This window comes from Burkholderia sp. Bp8992 (assembly GCF_003853705.1).
GTDB lineage: Bacteria > Pseudomonadota > Gammaproteobacteria > Burkholderiales > Burkholderiaceae > Burkholderia.
In genome coordinates this window covers 1-25,905 of the sequence record NZ_QTQI01000051.1, presented here as the reverse complement: position 1 = coordinate 25,905, position 25,905 = coordinate 1, and the positions used below count along the sequence as shown (strand labels likewise).

Below are 25,905 nucleotides of genomic sequence, written 5' to 3'. Positions count from 1 at the left end.
CTCGCTCAATCCGGTAGCCCGTCCAGCAGCCCAGCGCCTGTAGTGCTTTGCGATCCAGCAATTTGGCCTCCAACGCCCATTCCCATTGGCGTCAGGTTACCAACTGCAACGAAAGCTTCCACGGTTTCCCGCGATGAACCAAAAATATACCCCTCTACCCTATAGGGAAACCTTCCTGGAGATATACTCCCCTCCCCTATACAGGAGCCATCGATGAGTCATACCGTCCGCGACAAACAGAAGCTGCTGAACCGCGTGCGTCGGATCAAGGGCCAGGTCGAAGCGATCGAGCGCGCGCTCGGCGAGGAGCGCGGCTGCAACGAAGTCCTGCAATTGATCACGAGTTGTCGCGGCGCGATGAACGGGCTGCTGGCCGTCGTGCTGGAAGATCACATTCGCGAACATCTGGTCGATGCGCACGGTCCTGACGCACATGAAGGCAGCGCGACCGAGCAGTTGATCGACGTGGTGCACAGCTATTTCAAGTAATCGGAGCGGCGCATGAACACTTTCCGGGATGACGCGTTCGGCGCGGGGCATGATCACATCTTCCTCGGTGCTGCGCATGAGCAGAACGAACGGAGAACGTGGATGGTCATCGGCCTGTGCTCGGCGATGATGGTCGCCGAAATCGTCGGCGGCACGCTGTTCGGGTCGCTGGCGCTGGTCGCGGACGGGCTGCACATGTCGACGCATGCGGGCGCGATGCTGATCGCGGCGCTGGCCTATACCTACGCGCGCCGGCATGCGGACGATCCGCGCTTCGTGTTCGGCACCGGCAAGCTCGGCGACCTGGCCGGGTTCACGAGCGCGATCGTGCTCGCGATGATCGCGCTGCTGATCGGCTATGAGGCGATCGCGCGTTTTCGGTCTCCGGTGCCCATTCATTTCGGCGAAGCGATTCCGATCGCGGTGGCGGGGCTCGCGGTGAATCTCGCCAGCGTGTGGCTCCTGAGCGGCGACCACCATCACGGGCACGGTCACGGCCATCATCATGCGCATGACCACGACCACGACCACGACCACGACCACGACGACGCGCATCACGCGCACCACGACCACGGTTCGCACGCGGCGGCGCATCGCGACCACAACATCCGGTCGGCCTACATTCACGTGATCGCCGACGCGGCCGTGTCGGTGCTCGCGATCGTCGGCCTGCTGCTCGCGCGGGCGTTCGGCTGGGTGTGGATGGATCCGCTGGCGGGCATCGTCGGCGCGCTGGTGATCGCCAACTGGGCCTACGGTCTGATGCGCGACACGAGCGGCATCCTGCTCGACGTCAACGTCGATCGCAAGCTGACGGACAACGTCCGTCGCGCGATCGAGGCGCTCGGCGACAAGGTCAACGATCTCCACGTGTGGCGCGTGGGCCCCGGGCACATGAGCGCGATCGTGTCGGTCGAAACCGGCGACGCCACGCGCGATGCGCGTTTCTACCATGCGCTCGTCGCGGGCTTCGACGGCATGTCTCACGTGACCGTCGAAGTGATGACGCCCGCGAAGGCGGCCTGATCGTGGCCGTGAAATCTCCGTGTATCGAGCTGTGCGCGTTCGACGGCCGGACGGGCTTTTGTGTCGGCTGCCTGCGCACGCGCGACGAGGCGCGCGACTGGAAGAAAATGACCGACCATCGCCGGCACCAGGTACTGAACGACCGTACGCGCCGGCAGGCGAAGATCCGGCGCGAGACGACCGACTAGAGCGGACGCATGACCACGGAAGCCTGCGAGCCGGTCACGGGCCTGCGGTAGCATCACAGGCATTCAACGTCGGGATTCCTGACCGGGAGCCGCCCATGCAGACCGAATCGTCGTCCGGCATTCTTCGCCAGATTCCGCGCAGCGTCTGGGTGCTGGGCTGCGTGAGCCTGTTGATGGACGTGTCGTCGGAGATCATCCACAGCCTGTTGCCGATGTTCCTGATGGCGGGGCTCGGTGCGAGCGCGACGACGATCGGCCTGATCGAAGGGATCGCCGAGGCGACGTCGCCGGTCGTCAAGGTGTTCTCCGGCACGCTGAGCGACTACCTGCGCAATCGCAAGTGGCTGGCGGTTGCCGGCTACGGGCTCGGCGCGCTGAGCAAGCCGCTGTTCGCCATCGCGCCGACGATCGGCGTCGTGGTGACGGCGCGGATCGTCGACCGGATCGGCAAGGGGATCCGCGGCGCGCCGCGCGACGCGCTGGTGGCCGACGTCACGCCGGTCCACCTGCGCGGCGCCGCCTACGGGCTGCGGCAGTCGCTCGATACGGTGGGCGCATTCCTCGGGCCGTTGCTGGCCGTCGTCATCATGCTGGCCTGGCGCGACGATTTCCGCCTCGCGTTCTGGCTGGCCGTGATTCCCGGCGTGCTGGCCGTGGCGCTGCTCGCGTTGGGTATCGACGAGCCGGCGCGCGCGCCGGGCGAGGCGCGCGTCAACCCGATCCGCCGCGAGGTCGTCGCGCAACTCGGCGCCCGCTACTGGTGGGTCGTCGCGATCGGTGCCGTGTTCGCGCTGGCCCGCTTCAGCGAGGCGTTCCTGGTGCTGCGCGCGATGGGCAGCGGCGTGCCCGTCGCGCTCGTGCCGCTCGTGATGGTGGCGATGAACGTCGTGTACGCGGTGTCGGCTTACCCGTTCGGCAAGCTCGCCGACACGACGAGCCACACGAAGCTGATGGTGGCCGGGCTCGTCGTGCTGATCGCCGCCGATATCGTGCTTGCACACGGCACGCACTGGGGCACCGTGCTCGTCGGCGTCGCGCTGTGGGGACTTCATATGGGGATGACGCAGGGGCTGCTCGCGACGATGGTTGCGCATGCCGCGCCGGCCGAATTGCGAGGGACGGCGTTCGGCGTGTTCAACCTGCTCAGCGGCGCCGTGACGCTCGTGTCGAGCGTCGTCGCGGGCGCCTTGTGGGACCGGGCAGGCGCCGCCGCCACGTTCTACGCAGGGGCCGTGTTCAGCGCGGCGACCATCGCGCTGCTCGCCTGCATTCGCAGGTCGTTCGCGACCGAACGGGATCGCTAGCCGGAAGTCGAGGAGCGGTTCAACGCTCCGCGCCGCGCGGAAAGTAGAGCGCGAACGTCGTACGCCCGTCGCGGCTCGCGACCTCGACCTTGCCGCGATGCAGCTCCATGATCGACTTCACGATCGCGAGCCCGAGCCCCGCGTTGCGCGCCGCGCCGTGCCGCGACGAATCGATGCGGTAGAAGCGTTCGAAGATCCGTTCGACCTGCTCGGGCGGAATCGCGGCGCCGCGATTCGTGACTTCGACGACCGCGTAATTCTGCTGCGTCGAGACGGCCAGCTCGATCGTCGATGCGGCTTCCGCATGTTCGAGCGCGTTCGACGCGAGGTTGCTCACCGCGCGCCGGAACAGCGTCGCATCCGCGACGACCGGCGCTTCGCCGCGCACGTCGATGCGCACGCCGGCCTCGTCGGCCAGCGCCTGGAAATACGACGCGAGCCGACGCAGCTCGCTGCCCGCGTCGAGTTCGGCGGTCTTCAGGTGCTGACGCGCGTTGTCGGTGCGCGCGAGAAACAGCATGTTCTCGATCATCCGCTGCAGCCGTTCGCATTCCTCGATGTTCGAGTCGATCAGCGCTTCGTATTCCTCGGTCGTGCGGGCACGCGACAGCGTGATCTGCGACGAGCTGATCACGTTCGCGAGCGGCGTGCGCATGTCGTGCGCGAGATCGGAAGAGAACTGCGAAAGCCGGACGAACGCGCGTTCGAGGCGGTCGAGCATCCGGTTGACCGATGTCGCGAGCTCGTGCAGTTCCACCGGCCCGCCGCGCGCGTCGAGGCGCGCGTTCAGGTTGTGCGCCTCGATGCGCGACGTCTGCCGGCCGAGGCTCTCGACCGGGCGCAGGCCGCGCGATGCGACAGCGTAGCCGAGTGCGCCGACCAGCAGCGCGCCGACGGCTGCCGCGAGCCAGATGTCGACGCGATAGCTTTCGAGCAGCGATTGGCGATCGGTTGCCGTACGCGCGAGCGCGACCTGGATCGCTTCGCCGGACGGTAGCGTTGCTCGGGCGTACACGCAGCGCGACGTGCCGATGCCGGACGGCGAGCAGGTGAACGGGCCGGACGTTTCACCGGCAGGGTGCGGTGCCGCGATGAGCGCCGCCAGCGTGTTGCCGGCTTCGTCGGCATGCTCGACGAGCGGGCGGTTCCGCGCGTCGTAGATGCCGAGATAGACGCCGGGATGCGACAGCAGCACTTCATGAAACACGGCCGGATCGGCGCGCAGCGCGGCCGTCGATCCGCTGGCGCGTGCGAGCTGCAGGAACTGGTTGAGCTTGCCGGAGATCTCGATATCGTCGCGCCGCGTGAGTTCGGCGGACAGCGATCGGTACAGATACGCGCCGGTCAGCGCGAACACGAGCGCGGCGACGGTGGCGAACGCGACCGTCAGGCGCCGCAGCAGCGAATACGAAGCCGGGCTCGCGGTCACGAACGATCCTCGAGCACGTAGCCCATCCCGCGGATCGTGTGGATCAGCTTCTTCTCGTAGGCGTTGTCGATCTTCGCGCGCAGGCGCTTGATCGCCGCATCGACGACGTTCGTGTCGCTGTCGAAATTCATGTCCCAGATCTGCGACGTGATGAACGTGCGCGTCAGCACTTCGCCTTCGCGTTCCGCGAGCAGCTGCAGCAGGGCGAATTCCTGCGCGGTCAGGTCGATGCGGGTGTCGGCGCGCCGCACGCGGCGCTTGAGCAGGTCGACCTCGAGATCGGCCACCTGCAGGATGTCGCGCACGTTGCGCGGCGCGCGCCGCAGCAGCGAACGGATGCGCGCCAGGAATTCGGCATACGCGAACGGCTTGAGCAGGTAGTCGTCGGCGCCGAGTTCGAGCCCCGTCACCTTGTCCTCGATCGCCTCGCGGGCCGTGAGCAGCAGCACGGGCGTCTGCTTCTGCGCGCGCAGCCGCTTGAGCACCTCGAAGCCGTCCAGCTCCGGCAGCATCACGTCGAGCACGACGAGGTCGAAATCCTCGTGCAGCGCGAGGAACAGCCCGTCCTTGCCGGTTTCCGCGATGTCGACCGTATAGCTCGCCTCCATCAGCCCCTTCCGGAGGTACGACGCCATCTTGGGTTCGTCTTCGACTATCAGTATCCGCATGGTGAGGCAGGCTGTCCGTGATTCCAGCCGGTCAGTGTAACGCCTGAGCTTACGGCGCCGCGCGTGCGCGAAGGATGACCGCCGGATGACGGGATTGTCATGCAGGGCCGATGCGTCGCGGCACCCGCGTTTCATGAAATTCCGGTCATGTTTCGGCCATGTCGTCGTCACCGCGGCGGCGATAAGCTGCGGCCGTCTTGTCCCCCGGCGCGCCGTCACGGCGCCGCGCCGGCCCAACCGGTCGTTGCCTGCCTGATTCCGTATCCATGTCGTTCTGGCGCAAATTCCTCCTCGTCGTGCTGCTGGCGCTGAGCCTGCCGATCCAGTCGTTCGCGGCTGTGTCGATGCCGTGCGCGGGCGCGGGTGCTGGCGTCGTGCCGGTAGAGGAGGCACCGAACGCAATGCCGGCCGCGCAGGCAGGCCATCACGATCACGATGGCCACGCCCGTCATGCGTCGTCCTGTTCGGCGTGCGTGTCGTGCTGCTTCGGTACGGGCATGTCGGGCGCGCCCGTGGTGCCCGCCGCGGCCGACGTCAGCGTCGCGATCGTCTCGCAGCCGCCTTCGGTCGTCGTCGTGTCGTTCCTGACCGGCGGCATCGACCGGCCGCCTCGCCGGATGCCCGTCTAGTTGCTGCCCGTGGCCGACCGGCCACGACCTGCCATCCACGCCGGCGGCCGCACCAGGCGCGCCGGGCGATTCACGACGAGACATTTTCATGCGACTGATCACTGCGGCGCTGTTGAGCGCGGCGGCTTTCGTGCCGTCGCTCGCGGCTGCGCAAACCCCGTTACCCGATCCGGCGGACGCCGCCGCGTCGGTGCCGGACGTCACCGTGCCGTCCGTGTTCGACGGCTACCGCCCGTATCGCGACGACGAAGGCCCGGGCTGGAAACAACTGAACCGGGACGTGATGGAGCGGCGCGCGAAACCCGCCAACGCGGCGCGTCATGGCGGCGCGCATTCGACGCACGGAGGGGCCGCGCAATGACGAACCTGGCGATATCGCCGAGGATCGGCGCGGCCGCGGTCACGCTGGCATTCCTCGCGGGCTGTACGACGTTCTCGAAGGACGGCGGTTTCGGCGCCGTGTCGTCCGCCGCATCGGAACGGATCGGGAAAGACGCGGTGGTGGTCAGGACCGACGCCGACCGCGAAGCCGTCGACACACGCACGAAGGAACTGCTGGCGAAACCGCTGTCGATGGATGACGCGGTGCAGGTCGCGCTGTTGAACAACCGCGGCCTGCAGGCGTCGTACGCCGAACTCGGGCTGTCGGAGGCCGACCTCGTGCAGGCCGGCCGGCTGCCGAACCCGCGCTTCGCGTTCAGCCGCACGCGCGCCGGCGACGGCGAGCTGACGCTCGGCCGCACGTTCTCGGCGAACGTGTTCGCATTGCTGACGATGCCGCTCGCGACGACCATCGAACGTCGCCGCTTCGAGCAGACCAAGCTCGAAACGGCCGATGCGATGCTGAAGGCGGCGGCCGACGCGCGCCGTGCCTACGTGGAAGCCGTCGCCGCCGAGCAGGCCGCGAACTATGCGCAACAGGTGCGCGACGCCACGAGCGCGGCCGCCGAACTCGCGCAGCGCATGCGGCAGGCCGGCAACTTCAGCCGCCTCGACTACGCGCGCGAACAGGCGTTCCATGCCGACGCGGTCGCGCAGCACGCGAAGGCGCGCCAGCAGGCCGTGGCCGCCCGCGAGAAGCTGACGCGGGCGATGGGGCTGTGGGGTGCGCACACGCAGTACGCGCTGCCCGAGCGCCTGCCCGACCTGCCGAAAACGCGCCCGGACCTGCCCGATCTCGAACGCTTCGCGATGACCAACCGCTTCGACATCCAGGCCGCGAGGCTGCAGACGCAGGGCGTCGCGTCGTCGCTCGGCCTGAGCAAGGCGACACGCTTCGTCAACGCGGTCGATCTCGGCTACGTGAACAACTACGAAACCGGCAAGGGCCACGAGCACGGCTACGAGATCAGCGTCGAGATTCCGCTGTTCGATTGGGGCGGTGCAAAGGTCGCGCGCGCCGAGGCCATCTACATGCAGTCGGCGAACCGGCTCGCGAAGACGGCGATCGACGCGCGCTCCGAAGTGCGCGAATCGTATGCGGCGTACGTGACGAGCTACGACGTCGCAACGCACTATCGCGACGAAGTCGTGCCGCTGCGCAAGACGATCTCCGACGAACTGCTGCTGCGCTACAACGGGATGCTCGCCAGCGTGTTCGAACTGCTGGCCGATGCGCGCGAACAGGTCGGCGCGGTCAACGGCTACATCGATGCGCTGAAGGACTACTGGCTCGCCGAAACCGATCTGCAGATCGCCGTCGGCGGCCGGCTGCCGTCATCAGATGTTGTGCCGCGTGCGGCGAATTCCGCCGAATCGGCATCCGAATCCACTCCCAGGGCCGACGCTGCGCCGCAGCCAGCCTCCACCCCCGCGGCGCAACCGGCGTCCGCGACGCAAACGCATCCGGAAGGTCATTGACATGGTGTCCCGTCGACAATTTCTCAGCGGCTCGGGCGCCGCGCTGCTCGGTGCGGCGATGGTCAGCAAGGCCGGCGCCGCGTCGCTGCCCGAGGCGCCCACGATGGCCAAGACCGGCACGCAGCCGCCGCTCGTGCCGCCGAACGGCCGCCCGTACACGCCCGTCGCGACGCTGAACGGCTGGTCGCTGCCGTGGCGGATGAAGAACGGCTGGAAGGAATTCCACCTGACGGCCGGGCCCGTCGTGCGCGAGATGGCGCCCGGCATGAACGCGAACCTGTGGGGCTACAACGGCCAGTCGCCGGGCCCGACGATCGAGGCCGTCGAAGGCGACAAGGTCCGCATCTTCGTGACCAACCGGCTGCCCGAGCATACGACGATCCATTGGCACGGGCTGCGGCTGCCGAACGGGATGGACGGCGTCGGCGGCCTCACGCAGCCGCACATTCCACCGGGCAAGACCTTCGTCTACGAGTTCCAGCTCGAATCGCACGGCACGTTCATGTATCACCCGCATGCCGACGAGATGGTGCAGATGGCGATGGGGATGATGGGCATGTTCATCGTGCATCCGAAGGATCGCGGCACGATGCCGGTCGATCGCGATTTCGTGTTCCTGCTCGCCGCGTACGACATCGACCCCGGCAGCTATACGCCGCGCGTGAACGAGATGACCGACTTCAACATGTGGACGTTCAACTCGCGCGTGTTTCCGGGCATCGATCCGCTGCCGGTGCGAGCCGGCGACCGCGTGCGGATTCGTTTCGGCAACCTGACGATGACGAACCATCCGATCCACCTGCACGGCTACAGCTTCGAAGTCGCGGGCACCGACGGCGGCTGGATTCCGCCGGCGGCGCGCTGGCCGGAAGTGACGGCCGATGTCGCGGTGGGGCAGATGCGCGCGATCGAGTTCACCGCCGACCGCCCCGGCGACTGGGCGTTCCATTGCCACAAGTCGCATCACACGATGAATGCGATGGGCCACCAGGTGCCGAACCTGATCGGCGTGCCGCAGAAGGATCTCGCGAAACGGATCGGCAAGCTCGTGCCCGACTACATGGCAATGGGCAGCACGGGCGGCGCGATGGGCGGCATGGAGATGCCGCTGCCCGACAACACGCTGCCGATGATGACGGGCACGGGCCCGTTCGGGCCGCTGGAGATGGGCGGCATGTTCACGGTCTGCAAGGTGCGGCAGGGGCTCGGCCGCAACGACTATCGCGATCCGGGCTGGTTCCGGCATCCGAAGGGCACCGTCGCCTACGAATACACCGGCGAATTGCCGGACGGCTGATCCGCAGCAGGCGGCGGCCGTACCGATGCGGCCGCCGGTTTCATTCACTCACACGGGAGTCGACACGATGAAGAAGGGACTGGTTTTGATGGCAACGGGGTGCGCGCTGGTATTTTCCGCCGCGTCGTACGCGGCCGGCGACATGGCCGGCATGGACATGAGCGGCGGCGCGAAGCAGGGCGCCGACGCGGCGCAGCCCATGTCGCACGGCGAAATCCGCAAGGTCGATAGGGCGGCCGGCAAGCTGACGATCAAGCACGGCCCGCTGGAGAACCTCGGGATGGACGGGATGACGATGGCGTTCAAGGTGAAGGATCCGGCGATGCTGTCGCAGGTCAAGGCGGGCGACAAGATCGACTTCGTCGCCGAGGACGTGAACGGCGCGCTGACCGTCGTCGAACTGAAGAAGCCGTGATGCGGAGCGCGAACATGACGATCACGACGCTCAAGCGGCTGGCCGGCTTCGCCGCGGCCGGCGCGATCCTCGCGGCCGCACCGGTCGCGGCCTCGGCGCACGGCAGGCTGGAAAGCGCCGCACCGGCGACGGGCGGCACGGTCGACGTGGCGCCCGACACCGTGCGGCTCACCTTCAACGAAGATCTCGAACCGGCCTTCAGCTCGGTGAAGGTGTCGGACGCGAACGGCAACGCCGTCACGCAGGACAAGGCGAAGGTCGATGCGTCGAACCCGCGCGTGATGACGGTCGCGCTGCCGAAGCTCGCGCCCGGCGCCTACACGGTGCAATGGGCGGCGATGACGGCCGACGCACATCGTACGAAGGGCACCTATATGTTCCGGGTGAAGGGATGAACGACGGCATCGTCGGCCTGCTGCGGCTCGTGGCGGTGGCGCTCCAGAACGCCGGGTTCGCCGTCGTCGTCGGCGCGCTGCTCGGCCGCCACTGGCTCGCGCGCGGCGCGTCGGCATGGCAGCACGGCGTCGCACGGCGGCTCGTCGCGACGCTGCGCATCGCGTCGATCGTGTCGCTGCTCGCGAGCATCACCGCGTTCTGGGCGCACTGCGCGCTGATGAGCGAAGTGTCGTTGCTCGCAGCGGGGCCGGCCGTCTGCGCGATGCTCGCGGGCACGGGGTTCGGCCATGCGTGGCTGGCCGGTGCCGTGTTCATGCTCGTCGTCGTGCTGCTGTCGTTCGTCAGGCGCGCGGACGACGCGCGCTTTCCGCTCGCGACGTGGGCGGCGCTCGCCTGCGTCGCGCTTGCGCGCAGCAACGGCGGACATCCGGTGGATGCGGGATTGTTCAGCGTGCCGGTATGGATCGACTGGCTGCATCTGCTGGCGATCAGCGCATGGGTCGGGCTCGTGCTCGTGACGGCGTTCGGCGTGATGCCGCGGCTCACCGGCATGCCCGCGAGCGAGCGCACGACGGGCGCATCGTTCGTGCAGTCGTTGTCCGATGCATCGACCCATGCGCTGGTCGTGCTGTTCGCGACCGGCGCTTACAACGGCTGGCGCGGCGTCGATACGCCCGTCAACCTGCTCGCGTCGACGTATGGACAGATCCTGCTGCTGAAGCTCGCGCTCGTGCTGATCGCGGCGGCGCTCGGCGGGCATAACCGCTTCTTCGGGATGCCGAAGCTGTTGGCCGCGCTGAAGGATCCGGCCGCTGCGATGCCGGCGGTTGCGTTGCAACGGTTCGGCGCCGTGTTGCGGATCGAGGCGGTCGTGCTCGGCGGCGTGCTGATGGTGGCGGCCGTGCTCGTGTCCAGCGCGTTGCCGGGGACGGTGTAGCGCGGCGGTGCAAGCGCGAACGCACGCGGGGGAATCGTCGCGGGCACGAAGCAGTTGTCGTCAGACGATTCCCCCGCATTTTCAGGCCCGAACGTGCGAGCGGTCGCGACCGCAGCGTGACAACGACAATTACATCGGCCTGTCGCGTCATTACCAAAAACTGTCATTGAGCGCCGCTAAGCTTTCGCCACCCTCACAACCGGGATTCCCCGTCATGCGCTCGACAATCCGCCTGTTTGCCCCGCTATTGTTGCTCCCGACGCTCGCCGCGCCGGTATTCGCCGCCACTGCCGCCCCCGTCAGCCCGAATTGCGGCGGCAGCACGACGCCGATCGCCGACATCCAGGGGCCGGGCGCGCCGTCGCCGCTCGCCGGCCAGAACGTGTCGATCGAAGCCGTCGTCACCGCCGATTTCGGCGGCACGGACGGCTTCGGCGGCTTCTTCGTCCAGCAGGCCGACGCGCAGCGCCGCAACCAGCCGGGCGTGTCCGAAGGCCTGTTCGTCTATGCGCCGAAAGCGCGCGCGAAGGCCGGCGATCTCGTGCACGTGACGGGCAAGGTCGAGGAGAAATACGGGCAGACGCAACTGACGCTGTCGGGCGCGATCGCGGTATGCGCGAACGGCCAGTCGGTCACGCCCGCGACGCTCACGCTGCCGGTCGACAGCCCGGCCACGTTCGCCGCGTACGAGGGAATGCTCGTGCGCCTGCCGCAGACGCTGAACGTCACCGACAACTACGAGCTCGGCCGCTACGGCAGCGTGATGCTCAGCAACGGCCGCCTGCGCACGCCGACGAGCGTCGTGCCGCCCGCCCAGGCGCAGACGCAGATCGACGCGAACGCGCGCAATCGCCTGATCCTCGACGACGGCTCGAACAAGCAGAACCCCGCGACCGTGCCGTACCCGGCACCCGGCCTGTCGGCCTCGAACACGCTGCGCGCGGGCTACACCGTGCGCGATGTCGAAGGCGTGCTCGAAGTGCGCTACGGCGCATGGCGCGTGCAGCCGCTGCCCGGCGCGGCCGCGCCGGCGTTCGACACGCGTCCGAACCCGCGCACCGGCGCGCCCGCACGCGATCCGAAATCGAACCTGCGCGTCGCGTCGTTCAACGTGCTGAACTACTTCAACGGCAACGGTCTCGGCGGCGGCTTCGACGATCCGAACAACCGCGGCGCGAAGAACTACCAGGAATTCCAGCGTCAGGAAGCGAAGATCGTCAGCGCGCTGAAGGCGATCGACGCCGACGTGATCGGCCTGATGGAAGTCCAGAACAACGGCTACGGCGAACTGAGCGCGGTGCGCCAGCTCGCGGCGAAGCTCGGCAACCACTGGCGCGTCGTCGATCCGGGTTCGTCGCGTCTCGGCGGCGATGCGATCGCGGTTGCGATGATCTACGATAGCCGCAAGGTCGAACCGGTCGGCCGCGCGGCGACGCTCGCGATCGACGACAAGAACCGCCAGCCGCTCGCGCAGTCGTTCCGGCTGGTCAACGGCAACAAGCAGTCGTTGACGGTGGCCGTGAACCACCTGAAGTCGAAGAACTGCCCGGATGCCGCCAACGACGATCTCGATCAGGGCGACGGCCAGGGCTGCTGGAACCCGACGCGCACGCGTGCGGCGGCGAAGCTGGCCGACTGGCTGGCCGGCAACCCGACGGGTGTCGCGGGCCAGGGCGTACTGCTGATCGGCGACTTCAACAGCTACACGTACGAAGACCCGATCCGCACGCTCGAATCGCGCGGCTACCGCAACCTCGTCGCGCGCTGGATCGGCGCGAATGCGTACAGCTACGTGTACAACGGCGAAGCCGGCTATCTCGATCACGCGCTCGCGACGCTGCCGCTCGCATCGCACGTGAAGGCCGTGCACGAATGGCACATCAACGCGGACGAGCCGCTCGCGCTGCAGTACACGCTCGCGTACAAGTCGGCCGAACAGCAGAAGACGTTCTACGCGCCCGATGCGTATCGTTCGTCGGATCACGATCCGGTGCTGATCGATATCGCGCTGCCGGGCGGCGGGAAGTAATCGCCGGTCGGCGCGCGGTAACCGACGACGTGCGGCCGTGCTGCACGTCGTCGTCTGCCCGGAAAATACCGGCCGGATATCGGGTAAATAATTCCGTCAAAGGCGATTCGAATTAATGGAATCGGTATTTTGTGGATGATGCGGTGCGCGCCGGTATAACGATTAAAGAAAGGTTGAGGTTAATCGAATCCTGGTGCGATGCGTGAATGCCGTCGTTCGGTCTTAATCGAACCTGGATAATAAAAATGAAAGAAAAATCCTGTCGATCTGAAGGCTTGTCCGTCGCGGCCTGAATGCAGGAAAGGCTGCTGCGTCATGCGTGAAAAGTAAAATATTTGACGCAGCATTGCCGATAAAGCGCACCTTGTGCGAATGATCCCGTTTTCTTTCAAATGCCAGACACTGGCAGCCCTTCGCATCATTGCGGGATTTTTAATATCGGAATGATCTTTGACAACGCGGCGCAGCACCGCCTATTTTTGTCATGTCGTAAATTTTGGTCATATAAAAGTCGTTCCAAACTGCAGGGGGCGCGTCCGAGCACCATTCTCGCCAGCAGTTTGCTGTCTCTGTATCAAGTTCAGTCTCTGAGAAGTCCCATCCCCAACCGCCGACTGCCGACCGTGCAACGCGAGTGGCGGGTCGGCCTGCGCGTTTCGCAGGCGTTGGCGGCGTTTGTGACGCGGTATCCGAAGCCAAAGGAAAGAGATGAAACCAGACAGGAGCAGTACCGGTAGCTGCCGTGTTCGTCACGGCCGGCTGGCCGGGCTAGGTGCATTGACCGTCATGACACTGGCGCTCGCGGCGTGCGGCGGCGACGATTCGTCGTCCGTCGGCGCGTCGAGCCTCGCGCAGGCCACGGCCAGCCAGCAGGCCAGCGCGCAAGCGGCCGGCAACCAGGCGCCGGCGGCCAACCAGCCGTACGTCGACCAGGTCGCCTACTCGATGAACGCGACCGACGGTCTCGCCGCGTCGCAGGTCTCCGAGAAAGCGGCCGTCATGCATTACCAGTGGAAAGGCGGCGGCACGACGGTCAACTACACGACGACCACCGGCCACCTGACCGCGCAGGATGCGAACGGCAATGCGGAAGCGTCGATGTCGTATGTTGCGTACACCGCGCCGAGTACGAACGGCAAGCCGCGCCCCGTCACGTTCGTCTATAACGGCGGCCCCGGCTCGTCGTCGATCTGGCTGCGGCTCGGCTCGTTCGCGCCGACGCGGGTGGCCACGCCCGATCCGCTGTTCGGCGCCAACTGGCCGAACTATCCGCTCGTCGACAACGCGGAAAGCCTGATCGACACCACCGACCTCGTGTTCATCGACCCGCCCGGAACGGGGCTGTCGGAAGCCGTGTTGCCGAACACCAACCAGAAGTACTGGGGTTCCGATGCGGACGTGAACATCATGCGCGACTTCATCCAGCGCTACCTGAACGTCAACAGCCGCGGTACGTCGCCGATCTACCTGTACGGGGAATCGTACGGCACGCCGCGTACCGACATGCTCGCGCTTGCGCTCGAATCGGCCGGCGTGCACCTGACGGGCATCGTGCTGCAGTCGGCAATCCTGAACTACTTCGCGGATGCGGTGGAGGCGGTGGCGATCACGCAGTCGACGGAAGGGCTGCTGCTCGAAACCGATACGGTGGCCGGCTACCTGCCCGGCTATGCGGCGGTCGCGGCGTACTTCAACCAGGTCTCGCCGGCGCCGGTGAACCCGGGGTTGTACGCACTGCAGACGGAATTGTTCACGACGCTGATCTACAACCAGCTGCAGAAGTACTCGCAGTCGTGGGTGTTGAGCCAGCTCGGCATTCCGGATGCGCTCGGCACGCCGGTGTTCCCGAGCGATGCGACGCTGAAGCTGTGGTCGATTCCGTCGAGCCTGACGCAACAGGCGTTGCGCGGCTACTTCAACGCGAATCCGTTCGGCACGAGCCTGCTGCCCGGCACGACGATCGGCCGCTACGACGGACGCGTGTCGTTGCCGAATTCCGATCCGCGGCTGCAGAACGACGGCGATCCGTCCGACATCCTGATTTCGCAGCCGTTTACGAACGCGCTCGCGACGCAGATGCCGGATTACCTCGGCTATACCGCACCGAACGCGACGTACCTGCCGCTGAACGACAACATCATCGGCGTCTGGGACTTCTCGCACGACGGCCAGCCGATGCCCGACACGATCCCCGATCTGCTCGGCGCGCTGCAGCTCAATCCGAAGCTTCGCGTGCTCGCGGAGAACGGTTATCACGACCTTGCGACGCCGTTCTTCAACACCGAGAAGCAGCTCGCGCGGCTGCAGACGGTGAAGGGCCTGCATCCGAAGCTGCAGGTGAACTTCTTCCAGGGCGGCCACATGACCTATCTGGACGACGTCGCGCGTCCGGAGATGAAGCGTGACCTGAAGACGTTCTACAAGGGTGCGCGGATTCCGACGGCGCTGACGCTGCACATGCTGCCGCCGCCGTGGCCGGACGAGAACCCGCCCAGCGTGCCGACCGGCAGCGTGCCGGGTGCGACGGCCGCGACGACGCTGGCGGCGGCTCCTTGAGCGACGGACTCCTTGTCAAAGGAACCCTCTATTCATCCATTGAATGCGAGTGATCATGTCCCTAATCAAATTGATGCGGCGTATGTCCCCGTTGATCGTGCTCGGAGCCGTGATGAGCAGTGCCTACGCGTTGCCGCCGCAAGCGGTGGCGCCGGTGAAGCTGCCGCACGGCGGGCGCGGCGTCGACGGTCCGTTCTTTCCGGCCACGCGGGCGGCGCCGGTGCTGCCGTCGACCGGCGCGACGCTGCAGCAGCAGGCGCAGCAGCGCGTCGATGCACGGCTCGGCGGCAATACCGTGCTGAGCAACGGCGCAGCCGTGACGAAGGCGCAGGCGCAGAGCAGCGGGCTCGGCTTCGTATCGAAGCACTTCGACGAGATCGATGCGAAGCACACCGGCCGCGTGACGATGAGCGATGTGCGGCAGTTCATCCAGCAGCGGCAGGTGCAGGCGCAGCAGGAACAGCAGGACGAGTGACGTAGCAGGCAGCGCGGCGGCCGGTGCGATATTCGTCGTGCCGGCCGCCGAGTGGTCGGCAGCGTGGGTGCTGGATCGCCCGTTTTTCATCCCGCGTGCCAGCGGAGCCGCGGGTGTCCTATTCCGTCTGCCGCTGGTCGCGTCGCGGCCCGAAGCGCGCGCGATAGTCGCGCGGCGACGTGCCGACGCGTTTTGCGAACGCACGCTGCAACGCGTCCACACTGCCGAATCCCGAGCGTTCGGCGATCCGTTCGAGCGGCCAGTCGGCCCGCTCCAGCAGGGCCTTCGCCCGCTCGACGCGCGCTGCGAGCACGTATTGCGCGGGCGACAGTCCGGTCTCCTTGAGGAAATTGCGCGCAAACGTGCGTTCGCTCATGTTCACGCGGGCGGCCAGCGCGGCGATGCCGAGGTCGCCGGCCGGATCGTCGGCGATCTCGGCGAGCAGCGCGCGCATGCGCGGCGTTGCTCCGGCCTGGATGTCGAGCCCGACGCTGAATTGCGCCTGTCCGCCGGGGCGATGCATGAACAGCACGAGTTCGCGTGCGACCGCGAGTGCGGTCGGCGCACCGCAGTCCGCCTCGACGAGTGCCAGGCACAGATCGATGCCGGCCGTCACGCCGGCCGACGTGTGGAACGGCGGATCGCTCACGTAGATCGCGTCCGGCTCGATCCGTGCGTCGGGACAAAGCGCCTGGAGCGTCGCGCACTGGTTCCAGTGCGTGGTCGCGCGCTTGCCGTCCAGCCATCCGCCCGCGGCGAGCACGAACGCACCCGTGCAGATGCTCGCGATGCGCCGCGTGCCCGCGATCCGCGTACGCAGCCACGGCAGCACGCCGGCCTCCGATGCGGCGTGCCGCAGCGCGGCTTCATGGCCGCCGGCGACGATGAGCGTGTCGATCCGTCCCGGCAGGGCCGCGAGCGCGGCCGTACCGGCGAGGCGCAGGCCCGCGTGCGTGACGATGTCGTCTCCGTGTTGCGACGCGAGCGTGAGCCGGTACGGCACGGCATGGTCGGGCAGGTGACGGTTCGCGACCGCGAACACTTCCATCGGGCCCGTGATGTCGAGCGACTGGACGCCTTCGAAGCCGACGACAACGACGTCGCGTGCCGGGCAGGTTGACTGGGACATGGCGGAAAGTGCGGTGGAGTTGTCCTTGTGACCGCGAGCATGATCCTTGTAATTTTCCGGACGTGCAATCGACGGATGCGGGGAGACGATGCGGGTACGGAAGACAGGCGGGGCGGTGTTGTTCGTGTGCGGGCTGCTGGGCGCGTGGGCGGCGCGGCCGGCACCGGCGATGGCGGAGGACGCGCTGCCGGTCGCGCGCGCGCTGACGATCGGCGTGCCGAAGGCGAGCCGCACGCGGCCGCTCGTTGCGATCGTCGCGGACAACGCCGGCACGGAGACGACGGATTTCATCGTCCCGTACGCGATCCTGAAGACGTCCGGTGCGGCCGATGTCGTTGCCGTGTCGGCCGACGAAGGCGAGGTCGAGCTGATGCCCGCGCTGCGCATGCTGGCCGATACCACGTTCGACCGGTTCGACGCGACCGTTCCCGCCGGGGCCGATGTCGTGATCGTTCCCGCGCTGCATCGAGCCGACCGGCCGGCGGTGCTGGCGTGGTTGCGCAGGCAGGCCGCTGCCGGCGCGACGATGGTGGCGATCTGCGACGGCGCGGAAGTCCTCGCGAGCGCGGGCCTGCTGCGGCATCGCACGGCGACGTCCCACTGGTATTCGCGCGACCGCCTGCGTCGCCGCTTTGCCGGGACGACGTGGGTCGACGATCGCCGCTATGTGATGGACGGCGGCGTCATGACGACGACCGGCGTATCGGCGTCGATTCCCGCCTCGCTGGCCTTGGTGAGTGCGCTGGCCGGCCCGACGGCGGCGGCCGAAACCGCGCGGCGCGTCGGCGCGCAGGGATGGAGCGACGTGCACGACGGCAGCCGGTACGCATTGACTGCGCGTGCGGTGGCGATCGCGCTGACGAACCGCCTCGCGTTCTGGCGCCACGAGACGTTCGATCTTCCGGTCGAGAGCGGGTTTGACGAGCTTCCGGTTGCGTTGACCGCCGACGCGTGGGCGCGGACCTGGCGCAGCGACGTCGTCGCGACGGCAGACGCGCGGGTGGTCGAGTCGAGGCACGGGCTGCGATTGCTGGCGCAGCCGGCGAACGTCCGGCACGAGCATGTGGCGATGCCGGCCGGCCGCCGTGGCGAAGCGGCGCTGCCCGGCGTGCTCGGCGACATCGCGGCACGCTACGGCGACGCGACGTCAGGCTGGGTCGCGCTGCAACTGGAGTATCCGAAGTAGCGGCTGTCGGGTGCGGAGTCCTGGCGTTTCCGGCCGCGCTTGCTTCGCCAATCCCGCGAGCCGGGCATCGCGCGGGGCGGCGTGCATCTCGCGTGGGAACTCGCGCGCTGGCACGCCGAGGGCGCTGGATGCGTATGGAGCACGAGGCTGACTAAGGCGCAATCACCGTCATCCTGAACGGCCCGCCGTTCGCCGCCGCATGAGCGACCGCCTCGTTCGCGGCGTCGAGCGCGAACACGGTCACGTCGAAATGCCCGAGATCGAGCAACCCGCCGCGGACGAGCCCCGTCATCATCGTCACGGCTTCGGTCGGGTACATCCACTTGCCGCGCAGCGTGATGTCGTTGCGCATGATCCACGGATACGGCAGTTCGAGCCCGGCTCCGCCGAGCATGCCCACGCCGCCCATCAGCACCACGCGCCCGTACGGGCGCACGGCCATCACTGCAGCCCGCACCGTCGTCGCGGGTACCGACGGCGGCATCAGGTCGATCACGCAGTCGATCGGTCCCGGCGCCGCCTGCTGCATGCGGGTGCGATCCGTGGCTTCGTCGCCGGTCAGCTCGACCGCGCGTATGCGTTCACCGAAGCGGCGTTCGAGATCCGCGAGCGCACGCGCATTGCGGCCAGGCGCGACCACGCATCGCGTGCCCATCGCGAGCGCCACCGCGACGCATGCGCTGCCGAAGTTGCCGGTGGCGCCGCTGACGAGCAGGATCTCGCCGGCCCGCAAGTCCGATGCGAGCAGCCCGCCGTACGGCACGAGCAGCGTATTGAGCGCGCACCAGCGTGCGGCGTCGGCGGGTGCGATGTCGCCGATGCGCACCGCGTTCTCGGTCGGCACGCGCAGCCGTTCGGCGAACGGGCCGTCGTGGAAGTAGCGCTGCAGCTGCTTGCCGCCGTCGCCGCGCGCGCTCCAGCCCTGCAGCACGATGTCGGGCATCCGCGCATCGTCGCGTGAGCGCACCGTCGGATCGCAGAATACCCAGTCGCCCGGCTGCAACTGCGTCGCGTCGGGGCCGGTTTGCCGGACCCGGCCGATTGCGCCGCAGCCGGGCACGATCGGCAGCTCGAGCGGATAGCGGCGCTCGCCGCTGAACACTTCCTGCGCATAGGACAGAACCGGCGTCGCGACGACATCCACGACGACTTCGCCGGTGCCGAGCACGGGGGCCGGCATCGTTTCGATCGCGAGCGGCTGGCCGAGCGACTTCAGAATCGCAGCTTTCATGACGCTTCCTGAGGGGGCGGGACACGTCGATTCTGGCAGGCTTAGAATCCGCAACAAGGCCCGGCACGAACCCAGGATTGGCCGATACCACCCTGCACGGAGCGAACCCGATGACCGTCACCACGCGCACCCCGTTCGGCGATTTCCTGCGCTCGCGGCGCAAGAAGCTGCGACCGGACGACGTCGGCCTGCACGACGGCCCGCGCCGGCGGACGCCCGGCCTGCGGCGCGAGGAAGTCGCGGAGCTGGCCGGCATCGGCGTCGACTGGTATGTGCGGCTCGAGCAGGGGCGCGACGTCAGCCCGTCGGATGCGACGCTCGACGCGCTGGCGCGCGCATTGCGGCTGGACAACGCAGAGGCCGCCCATCTGCGCACGCTCGCGCGGCGTGACGTGCCGCATGCGTTCGTGCCGGAGCGCGTGCCGCCGAGCGTCGCGCGGCTCGTCGCGCATCTTCGACAGCCGGCCTACGTCACCGGGCGGCGCTGGGACCTCCTCGCGTGGAATGCCGCCGCGGCCGACCTGCTCGGCTTCGACCGGCTGGCGGAGGCCGACCGCAACATCCTGGTCTTCATGTTCGTCGAGCCCCACGCGCGGGCGCTCTTCGCCGCGAGCTGGGCCGACGAGGCGCGCCGGATGATCGCGCTGTTTCGCGCGAGCCATGATCTGTTCGCGAACGATCCGGCATTCATCGAGCTGGTGGCGCGCTTGCGCGCGAGCAGCGTCGAGTTCGCGCAAGGGTGGGATGCGCATGACGTGCGCAGCGGCGTGTCCGGCGAGAAGGTGCTCGTGCACGCGCAACGCGGCACGCGGCGCTACGAGTACGCGACGTTCCAGTCGAACGACGATCCCGCGCTGAAGCTGGCGATCTATACGCCGGTAAATGGCGACGAAGTGACGTGATGCTGCGTTGGCCGGCATCACCGCGCGTTCACGCAGCGAAGCATCGGCTTCGTGCGTGAACGCGGATGGCGCGGTGTAGCGGGGAAGGTGTGCCGGCTCAGGCCGTGCGTCGTGCGGACAGGCGATTCCACAACAGGCCGGAGCGGCTGCCGCTGCGGCAGTACGCGAGTACCGGCTTCTGCAGCGTGTCGACCAGTGCACCGAACGCGTCGATCTCCGCGTCGCCGATGCGGTCGCGCTCGACCGGCAGGTAGCGTGCTTCGAGGCCCAGTTCGCGGGCCGCGGCGGCGATCTCGTCGAATGCCGGTTGATCCGCGCCTTCGCCGTCCGGCCGGTTGCAGATGACCGAGCGGAAGCCCGCATTGCGGATCGCCTTCAGGTCGGCCGGCGTGATCTGGCGCGACGCGGAGAACCCGTTCGACGCCGTCGCGCGGCATTGCTCGATCGCGTTGCGGAAACACGCGACCGCGAAGTCGACGTCCTGCTCCGTCGTGAAGCGGCCGAAGCTCACGCGCACGGTGCGGCCGGCCGTTTCCGCATCGAGGCCGATCGCGGTCAGCACGTGCGACGGTGCACCGCTGGTCGAGTTGCATGCCGAAGTCGACGACACGGCGAGCGCTTCGCCGAGCATGAACGGGAAGAAGCCCGGTGCGTTCACCGTCAGGCTCAGCGTGTGCGGGATGCGGCGCGCGGCGGCTGCGTTCTGCGTGACGTCGCCGAGCGCGGACAGTGCGTCGGTCAGGCGTGCGCCGAGCGCGGCGATCCGTGCGGCTTCGCCGTCGAGCTTTTCAGCGGCGAGCTCGCACGCGACGCCCATCCCGACGATCTGATGCGTCGCGAGCGTGCCCGAGCGCAGCCCGCGCTCGTGACCGCCGCCGTGAATCTGCGGGGCGATGCGATCGGCGATCTCGCGGCGGACGAACAGCGCGCCGATACCCTTGGGCCCGTAAACCTTGTGTGCCGACATCGACATCATGTCGATGCCGAGCGCGCGCACGTCGATCGGCGTCTTGCCGAGCGCCTGGGCGGCGTCGACGTGGAGCAGCGCGCCGGCTGCGTGCACGATGCGCGCGATCGCGCCGATGTCGGTCAGCGTGCCGATCTCGTTGTTCACGAGCATCAGCGATACGAGGCCCGTCTCGGGGCCGATCGCGGCAGCCACCGCGTCGGCGGTGATCTCGCCGTCGCGCGTCGGCGTCAGGAACGTGACCTGTGAGCCGTGCTTCGCCAGGTTGGCCATCGTGTCGAGAATGGCCTTGTGCTCGATGCGGCTCGTGATCAGGTGGCGCTTGCCGGTCGCGTTTTCCGCATAGCCTTTCAGCGCGAGGTTGTTCGACTCGGTGGCGCCCGACGTCCAGACGATCTCGTCGGCATCCGCACCGATCAGCGCGGCGACCTGCGCACGGGCGTGCTCGACCTTGTCTTTTGCCTGCCGGCCGGCGGCGTGCGAGCTCGATGCGGGGTTGCCGAAGATGCCGTCGAAGCCGAGGCAGGCCGTCATCGCTTCGATCACGCGCGGATCGGCGGGCGTCGTGGCAGCGTAGTCGAGGTAGTGCAGCGTGTTGGTGTCGCTCATGTCCGTCTCTTGCTGATTGCGTAGTGACGGAAATGATACGGGGGACAGAAGGGAAAAAGGATCCAAAGTTGGCTGGGGATTCAGCCGGATGTGGAATATCGTTTTCTTGGTGTGTTGAATGGAGGAATTTGTTTCTCCATGGGGATTCGCCGGGCCGATCATGGCGCCGTATCGGGGCCGGGTTGGGTCGCTGACCGGTGTGCATCCCGCACCCACGCCAGCAGCGCGTGCTCGTACTTCGACGGGATCGTGACCGTGAGCGTCGTGAGACGCGTGTCGTTGCGCGGCAGTTCCAGATAGCGTTGCCAGGCTTTTCGCACCAGTTGCGACATCGCGGAGCGGGACATGCCGAGTTCGGCGGCCAGCGCCCGTTGTGATCGGCCCTTCACGAAAATCTCGTGCAAGGCCCACTGGTTCAAAGGCTTGATCCGCGTATTCTGCATCCGCAGCAAGCGGAACTGTTCGGCGGTCATGCGTTGGGTCTTCGGCATTCAGATCCGTCCGGAATGTTGAAGCGACGAAATCAACTCTGCGCCGCACGAAGTCTTGTGATGATTGAACGCGGCGGGGCGGCCGTCAACGATGAAGCTTGAGTCGCCTTCGGTAATCGTGCAAGTCCCGTGAATCGGACACGAGCACGTATCGCCGATGCGGGCGACCGCACGCCCCATCACCTCGCTCTTTTCGGCTCCGGTTTCGACCCGGCCGCCGTGGGTATGTGTGTCGTCTATCCGAATAATTCCCCGCATATGATCTGTCCTCTGAATGATTGGCGCGAGCGGTTGCGTTTGCACGTGACGTCTCGAGCCGGTGTGTGTCACCAGGAATAGCCTTGCATGCCGTAATTTGTATCGTGTCGGCGGCCCCACCACGGCAGGTAGGCGTTGTTTCCGCCGCGTGCGCGGAACCAGTCCTTGTCGGGATCGATCGGCGTGAGTTTCGACGGTGGCCGGACGACGACCGCGACCGGGTGATCCGGATCGGTCGTGCCGGCGACGAGTGCGTTGCCGCCGAAGTGATTGATCCGGCCGATTGCGAAACGCAGAAGATCCGACCCAATAATTATTGGGCAGCATCCCGACTATTGAATTGGCTCGCAATTCTTCCGATCTTCCTCCGATGGTCCGCGGTTTTGGGCCGCATCCATCCAACCCAGATTAAATTGGGTATAGCTGTAGTGACATAACAGCGTGGGCTTTACGGCGACGCTTTTGTCATCGACGGTTAAGGCGTCAAGTGTGAGGGGCACAGAGGGAAATGTAACATCAGCTAATGCGATTTGATTGGATCTATACTTAATGTTGTAGTTTCCAACCCAATATTCCGCCGCCTTGCCTGATACAACGCGATAGCCGATCGGCGCTGTTTTTGGTGAAACATAATACAGGGCCAGCGATTGATGTAGCCGCACATCATCGCCCCCCGAAAATCGGAATAGGTCACTAGGAACAAATAGATCGGTTGGATAATCCTTTCTTCTATAATCAGGCTTCGGTTGTCTGGCAAAAATCCATTGATGTTCGTCATCGTAAACGACCAACTGAATATCTATAGCCACGGGGCTGGCGAGAGAGTTGTAGTCTTCAATCTGCCTGTAACGCCGCGCCCAGCCCGGATCGCGATTCCCTTTATCGGCAACAAGGTCATCGGGAATTACAAACACGATTTCCGGGTAGTTATCGAACGCACCCATGAAACGATATTTGGTGCCGGGTACATAGGCGGAGATTGGGCGGCGCATGGGTAGATTCGTACCGTAGACTCTCCAACTAATCGGAGGTGCATCCAGAAGGGCTTTCCAATCCGGTTTTGTTCCACTCTTCAAGGCGACCAGATTTTGTCCTTTACAGTCGCTGCTCCGATTGTAGCAATTATGATACCAATAAAGACTGATGCCCTCGCTTTCCAGCGTCAACCACGGACGTGGTTCAGCCGGAAAGCTATAAATTTTCTCGTAAGATTTCGTTGAAAAATGAGGCACAATCATCGGCGGGCAACCGGCTAGCAACGCACTTATCGGCAGCGCCACGATCAATTTTATCTTTTTCAAATATTTGGATTTTAATGTCCGGGGCATGCTATTCATACCATTCCGCTATTTTCATATCGTCATTGTTAATCTGGAATCATGGTGGTGACGAAAGGGAACACCATGAGCGCCACCAAATCGGGCGCGATAGAAAATGGCTGCACTCGATCTCATGTTACTGGACGCGGCAGTTACGTTCACATGCAGCGCGCCGCCAAGCCGATGTGCATCACCACGAATAACCTTGCATGCCGTAATTTGTATCGTGCCGACGCCCCCACCACGGCAGGTAGGCGTTGTTTCCGCCGCGTGCGCGGAACCAGTCCTTGTCGGGATCGATCGGTGTGAGCTTCGACGGTGGCCGGACGACGACCGCGACCGGGTGATCCGGATCGGTCGTGCCGGCGACGAGTGCGTTGCCGCCGTAGTGATTGATCCGGCCGATTGCGAGCGCGACGTCGGTCAATGCGCTGCCTGTTCCCATGTCGCCGAGCAGGGCGGCCGTGTTGAATGTCTGCTTCCGGTGTTCGTAATCCGGCAGAATTTCAGTCAAAGTCTGCGCGAGCGCGCCAATGCGTGATGACGATGCGTCACTACCTATGCCTGCGTCGTGAACGATGTAGTTGAGGTCCGGGACTGCGACGCCGGCATTGCGCGCCGCCTGGTCGATCGTCGCTTTCCACGCCTGCACGATTCGTTTTGTGCCGACCTTCGATGAAAACTCTTGTGTGTTGCCAGTGGCGGCCTTGCCGATCCATGCAAGCGGTTCGCGCTCGGTGTTGAACGTCGGACCGGCGAGGAACAGCGTGACAAGGTTCTCATTGATCTGTGCATCCGTGGGCGGGAAGCTGGGTGCGTCCCAGTTCACTACCCAGACGCTTTTGTCGGGGTTAGCCTGCAAGTAGTCCAGTGCTTTGTTCAGGGATGTGAATCCGGTGTTGGGGCCGCCCTGTGTGACTTGTACGTCGGGGAGCTCGTTGCGGCTCCACATCGTTGGAAAATACCGATTCCCGATCGAAAACGTCCTTCGAATAGAGTCCTGCAAGTAGCTTTGCGATTCGGCCGCGTCGAGTCGTTCCGGAATCGCAAGCTCGACACGGATGCCAGCCAACTCGCGCCAGTTCTTTTTATCGTCAGGTTTGACCGTGTAGAAGTATTTCGCGTTGCTCGCGTAGCGTGAGTGAAGCAGCAGCGGGAACTTGGTCATGTACTTGCGATAGAAACCTCTGAATGTTTCTGCGCCTTCGTTGCCGTATGCAATGCCCGCTACCGACTGGAGCGTCGTAAAGGACTTCGGAACGGTCCGCACCATGTCGTCGTTCTTGTTCGGAGACGCGAGTCCTTGCGTCCACAGCAATTGCCATTCTGTCGGGTAGTCCATGCGTTGCAATGGATTCAACCAGATCAAACCCACGACCTGCGCGACGAATGGCTTCGCTGCTTCTTCCGCGGGCGACCCCGCATGAAGTACGGGTTCTGTCGCGGGTGCCGCGTGCGCTGACCGTACCGTGGCCGTGGTGAACAGGAGCACCATGAGCGCGGCCAAGCTGGGTAAGACTACAAATCGTTTCATCCAATCTCCTATTTCCAGTTGTATCGGATCCGGTTGTTCTACGTGCGCCATCAATGAGGCCGTAAGTACGGCCGCGATCATCCAAGCCGCGACCGCAACGGCGACACGTCGTGGCCATGTAGCGATCAGTGCCCTCATATTGCTCCCCCGACATTCAGATAGAACTGACCTTCTCGTTCATCCGTGATCGTGTCCGGCATGTTGCCTTCGCTGCTCTCCGCATGTACCCATTCATGCATCGGGAGTTCGTCAAATTTTCCGCGCACAAAGTACTCTGTGTATTTCTTGTTCGGGTTGTCGTCGGGAATACCGTCTTCCATCCGCCAATCGGCTTCAATCCGTAGCGCTTTCATTTGCTCGGGCGTCAGATAGCAAACCCCGATCGCCACATCGTACGCAAGCGCCTTTTTAGCGTGATCCGGATTGGTCATCGTCGTGGAGTGATTTGTCGGGCTGTTGGTCGAGCCACGATCGAGCCAATCGACAATCTGCTTGTCGCGCCATTCCTTGTAGCCCTCCGGCATTTCGCTCTTGCCGTCCTCACCGATCACGTGGCCATCACCATCGAGCCATTCCGTATT

General features: G+C 65.8%; 26 protein-coding genes and 1 pseudogene. 16 read left to right on the top strand and 11 right to left on the bottom strand.

All coding sequences use genetic code 11. From position 1 onward, the window contains the following. Nucleotides 1-213: 213 nt before the first annotated feature. The 4 genes from DIE03_RS37395 (at nt 214) to DIE03_RS37380 (ending at nt 3,007) form a co-directional block, all read left to right on the top strand. Complete coding sequence (locus DIE03_RS37395; protein ID WP_124457057.1) at nt 214-489, top strand: metal/formaldehyde-sensitive transcriptional repressor; 276 nt, start codon at nt 214-216, stop codon at nt 487-489. Nucleotides 490-501: 12 nt separating this feature from the next. Then, on the top strand, nt 502-1,515 hold the full coding sequence (dmeF, locus tag DIE03_RS37390; RefSeq protein WP_124457056.1) for a CDF family Co(II)/Ni(II) efflux transporter DmeF: 1,014 nt from the start codon (nt 502-504) through the stop codon (nt 1,513-1,515). A gap of 2 nt (nt 1,516-1,517) precedes the next feature. After that, nucleotides 1,518-1,703, top strand: coding sequence for a DUF1289 domain-containing protein (locus DIE03_RS37385; protein ID WP_124457055.1), 186 nt, complete (start codon nt 1,518-1,520; stop codon nt 1,701-1,703). A gap of 95 nt (nt 1,704-1,798) precedes the next feature. Next, nucleotides 1,799-3,007, top strand: coding sequence for an MFS transporter (locus DIE03_RS37380; RefSeq protein ID WP_124457054.1), 1,209 nt, complete (start codon nt 1,799-1,801; stop codon nt 3,005-3,007). Between the two features lie 19 nt (nt 3,008-3,026). Here the strand turns inward: DIE03_RS37380 and DIE03_RS37375 are convergent, their stop codons facing one another. Both DIE03_RS37375 and DIE03_RS37370 read right to left on the bottom strand, forming a co-directional pair. Next, nucleotides 3,027-4,436, bottom strand: coding sequence for a heavy metal sensor histidine kinase (locus DIE03_RS37375; protein ID WP_124457053.1), 1,410 nt, complete (start codon nt 4,434-4,436; stop codon nt 3,027-3,029). Then, a complete protein-coding gene (locus DIE03_RS37370) occupies nt 4,433-5,104 on the bottom strand; it encodes a heavy metal response regulator transcription factor (RefSeq protein ID WP_124457052.1) in 672 nt (223 codons plus the stop codon). The genes DIE03_RS37375 and DIE03_RS37370 overlap by 4 nt, the downstream gene beginning before the upstream one ends. 266 nt (nt 5,105-5,370) lie before the next feature. Here DIE03_RS37370 and DIE03_RS37365 point away from each other — a divergent pair, with 266 nt between their 5' ends. The 10 genes from DIE03_RS37365 (at nt 5,371) to DIE03_RS37310 (ending at nt 15,698) form a co-directional block, all read left to right on the top strand. After that, nucleotides 5,371-5,733, top strand: a complete 363-nt coding sequence (locus DIE03_RS37365; protein ID WP_124457051.1) for a hypothetical protein — start codon at nt 5,371-5,373, stop codon at nt 5,731-5,733. Nucleotides 5,734-5,821: 88 nt separating this feature from the next. After that, nucleotides 5,822-6,094 (top strand): hypothetical protein, encoded by a 273-nt coding sequence (locus DIE03_RS37360; protein ID WP_124457050.1) that lies wholly within the window; start codon nt 5,822-5,824, stop codon nt 6,092-6,094. Beyond that, complete coding sequence (locus DIE03_RS37355) at nt 6,091-7,593, top strand: TolC family protein (protein WP_124457049.1); 1,503 nt, start codon at nt 6,091-6,093, stop codon at nt 7,591-7,593. The genes DIE03_RS37360 and DIE03_RS37355 overlap by 4 nt, the downstream gene beginning before the upstream one ends. 1 nt (nt 7,594) lies before the next feature. After that, on the top strand, nt 7,595-8,890 hold the full coding sequence (locus tag DIE03_RS37350; RefSeq protein ID WP_124457048.1) for a multicopper oxidase family protein: 1,296 nt from the start codon (nt 7,595-7,597) through the stop codon (nt 8,888-8,890). Between the two features lie 67 nt (nt 8,891-8,957). Next, entirely contained in the window at nt 8,958-9,305 is a 348-nt protein-coding gene (locus tag DIE03_RS37345) for a copper-binding protein (protein WP_124457047.1), read from the top strand. Nucleotides 9,306-9,319: 14 nt separating this feature from the next. After that, nucleotides 9,320-9,700, top strand: a complete 381-nt coding sequence (copC, locus tag DIE03_RS37340; RefSeq protein ID WP_124457046.1) for a copper homeostasis periplasmic binding protein CopC — start codon at nt 9,320-9,322, stop codon at nt 9,698-9,700. Next, complete coding sequence (locus DIE03_RS37335; RefSeq protein WP_124457045.1) at nt 9,697-10,638, top strand: CopD family protein; 942 nt, start codon at nt 9,697-9,699, stop codon at nt 10,636-10,638. The genes copC and DIE03_RS37335 overlap by 4 nt, the downstream gene beginning before the upstream one ends. A 214-nt stretch (nt 10,639-10,852) precedes the next feature. Then, a complete protein-coding gene (locus DIE03_RS37330; RefSeq protein WP_124457044.1) occupies nt 10,853-12,667 on the top strand; it encodes an ExeM/NucH family extracellular endonuclease in 1,815 nt (604 codons plus the stop codon). A 708-nt stretch (nt 12,668-13,375) separates the two neighbouring features. Further along, nucleotides 13,376-15,223, top strand: coding sequence for a S10 family serine carboxypeptidase-like protein (locus DIE03_RS37315; protein WP_124457042.1), 1,848 nt, complete (start codon nt 13,376-13,378; stop codon nt 15,221-15,223). 43 nt (nt 15,224-15,266) lie between these two features. Continuing rightward, nucleotides 15,267-15,698, top strand: a complete 432-nt coding sequence (locus tag DIE03_RS37310) for a 2-oxoglutarate dehydrogenase (protein WP_124457041.1) — start codon at nt 15,267-15,269, stop codon at nt 15,696-15,698. 118 nt (nt 15,699-15,816) lie between these two features. Here the strand turns inward: DIE03_RS37310 and DIE03_RS37305 are convergent, their stop codons facing one another. After that, complete coding sequence (locus DIE03_RS37305) at nt 15,817-16,827, bottom strand: GlxA family transcriptional regulator (protein WP_124457040.1); 1,011 nt, start codon at nt 16,825-16,827, stop codon at nt 15,817-15,819. A gap of 88 nt (nt 16,828-16,915) precedes the next feature. Here DIE03_RS37305 and DIE03_RS37300 point away from each other — a divergent pair, with 88 nt between their 5' ends. Next, nucleotides 16,916-18,013: a DJ-1/PfpI family protein gene (locus DIE03_RS37300; RefSeq protein WP_124457039.1), complete on the top strand. Its 1,098-nt coding sequence runs from the start codon at nt 16,916-16,918 to the stop codon at nt 18,011-18,013. A gap of 151 nt (nt 18,014-18,164) precedes the next feature. On the opposite strand, the gene DIE03_RS37295 is transcribed toward DIE03_RS37300, so the two are convergent. Next, a complete protein-coding gene (locus tag DIE03_RS37295; protein WP_124457038.1) occupies nt 18,165-19,244 on the bottom strand; it encodes a medium chain dehydrogenase/reductase family protein in 1,080 nt (359 codons plus the stop codon). A gap of 110 nt (nt 19,245-19,354) precedes the next feature. Between DIE03_RS37295 and DIE03_RS37290 the strand changes: the two genes are divergently transcribed. Beyond that, on the top strand, nt 19,355-20,146 hold the full coding sequence (locus DIE03_RS37290) for a helix-turn-helix transcriptional regulator (RefSeq protein ID WP_124457037.1): 792 nt from the start codon (nt 19,355-19,357) through the stop codon (nt 20,144-20,146). A gap of 97 nt (nt 20,147-20,243) precedes the next feature. Here the strand turns inward: DIE03_RS37290 and DIE03_RS37285 are convergent, their stop codons facing one another. From DIE03_RS37285 to DIE03_RS37255, 7 genes and pseudogenes are all read right to left on the bottom strand, one after another. After that, entirely contained in the window at nt 20,244-21,722 is a 1,479-nt protein-coding gene (locus DIE03_RS37285) for an aminotransferase class V-fold PLP-dependent enzyme (protein ID WP_124457036.1), read from the bottom strand. 158 nt (nt 21,723-21,880) lie between these two features. Then, nucleotides 21,881-22,213 (bottom strand): transcriptional regulator KorA, encoded by a 333-nt coding sequence (locus DIE03_RS37280; protein ID WP_260435016.1) that lies wholly within the window; start codon nt 22,211-22,213, stop codon nt 21,881-21,883. Further along, nucleotides 22,214-22,471, bottom strand: coding sequence for a PAAR domain-containing protein (locus DIE03_RS37275; protein WP_124457058.1), 258 nt, complete (start codon nt 22,469-22,471; stop codon nt 22,214-22,216). Nucleotides 22,472-22,539: 68 nt separating this feature from the next. Beyond that, nucleotides 22,540-22,758: pseudogene (locus tag DIE03_RS38945) on the bottom strand (virulence factor); the annotation flags it as partial. Between the two features lie 45 nt (nt 22,759-22,803). Then, nucleotides 22,804-23,808, bottom strand: a complete 1,005-nt coding sequence (locus DIE03_RS37265; RefSeq protein ID WP_124457035.1) for a hypothetical protein — start codon at nt 23,806-23,808, stop codon at nt 22,804-22,806. 172 nt (nt 23,809-23,980) lie between these two features. Further along, the gene (locus tag DIE03_RS37260; RefSeq protein ID WP_124457034.1) at nt 23,981-25,324 is read right to left on the bottom strand and encodes a virulence factor; all 1,344 of its coding nucleotides are present in this window, start codon (nt 25,322-25,324) and stop codon (nt 23,981-23,983) included. A 134-nt stretch (nt 25,325-25,458) separates the two neighbouring features. After that, nucleotides 25,459-25,905 (bottom strand): DUF3274 domain-containing protein (locus DIE03_RS37255; RefSeq protein ID WP_124457033.1); only part of this gene is annotated, 447 nt, incomplete at its 5' end.